5 protein-coding genes are annotated in these 2535 nt (G+C 66.0%); 2 read left to right on the top strand and 3 right to left on the bottom strand.

What is annotated here, in order from left to right:
- Positions 1-15 precede the first annotated feature (15 nt).
- Both PHQ87_RS16055 and PHQ87_RS16050 read left to right on the top strand, forming a co-directional pair.
- The gene (locus PHQ87_RS16055; protein WP_300236635.1) at positions 16-609 is read left to right on the top strand and encodes an NAD(P)H-dependent oxidoreductase; all 594 of its coding nucleotides are present in this window, start codon (positions 16-18) and stop codon (positions 607-609) included.
- Between the two features lie 8 nt (positions 610-617).
- A complete protein-coding gene (locus PHQ87_RS16050; RefSeq protein ID WP_300236632.1) occupies positions 618-878 on the top strand; it encodes a YkgJ family cysteine cluster protein in 261 nt (86 codons plus the stop codon).
- A gap of 121 nt (positions 879-999) precedes the next feature.
- Here the strand turns inward: PHQ87_RS16050 and PHQ87_RS16045 are convergent, their stop codons facing one another.
- The 3 genes from PHQ87_RS16045 to PHQ87_RS16035 form a co-directional block, all read right to left on the bottom strand.
- Positions 1000-1572 carry a YceI family protein gene (locus tag PHQ87_RS16045; protein WP_300236629.1) on the bottom strand — a complete coding sequence of 191 codons (573 nt, stop codon included), beginning with the start codon at positions 1570-1572 and terminating at the stop codon, positions 1000-1002.
- 43 nt (positions 1573-1615) lie between these two features.
- The gene (locus tag PHQ87_RS16040) at positions 1616-2182 is read right to left on the bottom strand and encodes a YceI family protein (RefSeq protein ID WP_300236626.1); all 567 of its coding nucleotides are present in this window, start codon (positions 2180-2182) and stop codon (positions 1616-1618) included.
- 28 nt (positions 2183-2210) lie between these two features.
- Positions 2211-2535, bottom strand: a 325-nt coding sequence (locus PHQ87_RS16035; protein WP_300236623.1) for a cytochrome b/b6 domain-containing protein, incomplete at its 5' end; no start/stop codon positions are given.

The raw sequence follows: 2535 nt of genomic DNA, 5'->3' as shown, positions 1-2535 counted from the left end.
GTCAGAATTTGCGCCATGATCCATCCGACGACCCCCCTCCTCGTTTTTTCCGGCAGCACCCGCGCCGATTCCCTCAACCTCAAGCTGGCCAAGGCCACGGCCGATCTGGCCAGCGCCGCTGGCGCCCCGGTGACGCTGCTGAGCCTGTCCGACTTCGATCTGCCGATCTACAACGGTGACCTCGAGGCCCGCGGCACACCGGCCGACGTGATCCGCCTCAAGGAAGTGCTGCACGCTCATCCGGCCTGGATCATCAGCACGCCGGAATACAACGGCAGCTACCCGGCCCTGCTCAAGAACGCCATCGACTGGGCATCGCGCCCCATCAGCGGCAACACCGAGTGGGCCGTCGGCGCCAAACCCTTCGCCGGCAAGGTGGTGGGCCTCATGGCCGCCTCGCCCGGTGCCCTGGGCGGCATTCGCAGCCTGTCCCACCTGAGCCCCCTGCTGCTGCAACTTCAGTGCTGGGTCACGCCCAAGCAATTCGCCCTGGCCAAGGCCGGCGAAGCCTTCGATGCCGACGGTCGGATCGTCAACGATGCCACCCGCGCCGGCGTGCAGGGCGTGATCGACCAGGCGCTCTGGGCGGCTCGCAAGTTCCAGGGCTGATCACCGCGATGGAGTGCCGGCCCGGCTGCGCCGCCTGCTGCATCGCACCTTCGATCAGCAGCCCCCTGCCGGGCTTGCCCGATGGCAAGCCCGCTGGCATGCCCTGCCCGCACCTGGACGGGACGGCGTCATGGCGTTGCCGCCTCTTCGGCCGGCCCGAGCGCCCCGCGGTGTGTGCCTCCCTGGCGCCGAGTGTGGAGATGTGTGGTGCCAGCCGGGAACAGGCCATCCGGTTTCTGGAGCAGCTGGAATCGGCCACCCGCCCCTGAGCACGCGGGGCGGGACGGCCTCGACCGGTCACGCCCACCACCCATCCCGGCATCCCCGGTACGAAGAAAAGGCCCGCACGCGGCGGGCCTTTCTGCAGGTAGGCCGACGCTCAGCCGGGCATCACTGCTTGATGGCTTCGACCTGGATCACCAGGCGGACATCCTTGGCAAAACCCCACTGGACACCGTAGTCCATGCCGAACGCCGTGCGGTCGATGGTGGCCTCGAAGTCGCCGCCACACACCTCGCGCTTGAGCATCGGGCTTTCATAGCAGTTGAACTGCGTGGCCTTGAGCGTGACCGGCTGGGTCTTGCCCAGCAGGGTGAACTGGCCCTGGACCTCGGCGACCTTGTCGCCGTCGAACACGAACTTGTCGGAGACGAAGCGGGCCGTGGGGTAAACCGCCGTGTTGAACAGTTCGGCGCTGTTCAGATGCTTTTCGAAGGCCGGGGTGCCCGTGCTGACCGAACTCACATCGATGGTGATGTCGACCTTGCCGCTCTTGGCCGCGCGATCGAACGACACGGTGCCCTCTTTCTTGTCGAAACGGCCCCGGTTGGTGGTCGCACCGAAGTGGTTGATCTCGAAGGTGGCAAAGGTATGCGTCGGGTCGATGGCGTAGTCGGCCGCCTGGGCAATGCCGGCGGTGGACAGCACGGCTGCAGCGGCCAGCAGGGTCAGGGATGTGCGCATGGTTGAACTCCTGGATGAATGAAGAAAAAAACGGACAATGGCATCAGAGCTTGCCGACGCCGGTCAGTGCGATCTTGAACTTGACCATCACCTCGTCGGCCACCATGGAGGTGTCCGACCACTCCTTCTCGCCGATGCGGAAGGTCAGGCGCTGAATGGGGAAGCTGCCGGTGGCGGTGGTCGTGGCGCCGCTTTGCGCCAGCGTGACCGGCACCACCACGTCGCTGCTCACGCCCTTGATGCTGAGCTTGCCCGCCACTTCGAACCTGGTCGTGTCCAGGCGCTTGACGCCGCTCGACTGGAAGGTGGCCTTGGGAAACTGGGCCACGTTGAACCAGACGGCCTTCGGCAACTCCGCATCGGACTCGCGCACCCCCAGGGTGGCGCTGCCGGTATCGACCGTGAACGCGATGCTGCTCGATGCCGGCTTGGCCGGATCAAACACCACCTGGGCGTTGAAGGTCTTGAACCTGCCTTCGACCGGCACGCCCATCTGGCGGCTGACGAAGCTGATTTCGCTCTGGGCGGGAATCATCTGTTGCTGGGCCTGGGCGGCCAGCGGAGCCAGCAGCGCCGAGGCGAACAACAGGGAAGCGGTGTGGGCGTTCATGGTGAAACTCCGTGATTGAATGAGGTAGTCAGCCGCGGCCCCAGCCCATGCGCGAAAGCAGGCCATCGCGGTCGACGAACTGGTGCTTGAGGGCACCGGCCACGTGCAGCAGCACCAGTGCCATCATGGTGAAGGCCGACAACTTGTGCAGAGGCTTGATCAGCCCGGCCAGCTCCTCACTGACCGGCACAAAGTCGGGCAGGGGCAGCACACCGAACAGCACGACGGGAAAACCGGCCGCCGAACTGTAGGCCCAGCCCAGCAACGGCACGGCGAAGAACAGCAGGTACAGACCGTGGTGTGTGGCGTGGTGCGCCAGCCTCTGCCAGCGCGGCATCGCCGTCTCGATGGCC

Origin of the sequence: Hydrogenophaga sp., assembly GCF_028698005.1 — a bacterium.
Lineage (GTDB): Bacteria > Pseudomonadota > Gammaproteobacteria > Burkholderiales > Burkholderiaceae_C > Hydrogenophaga.
This window is presented reverse-complemented; position numbering and strand designations above follow the sequence as displayed.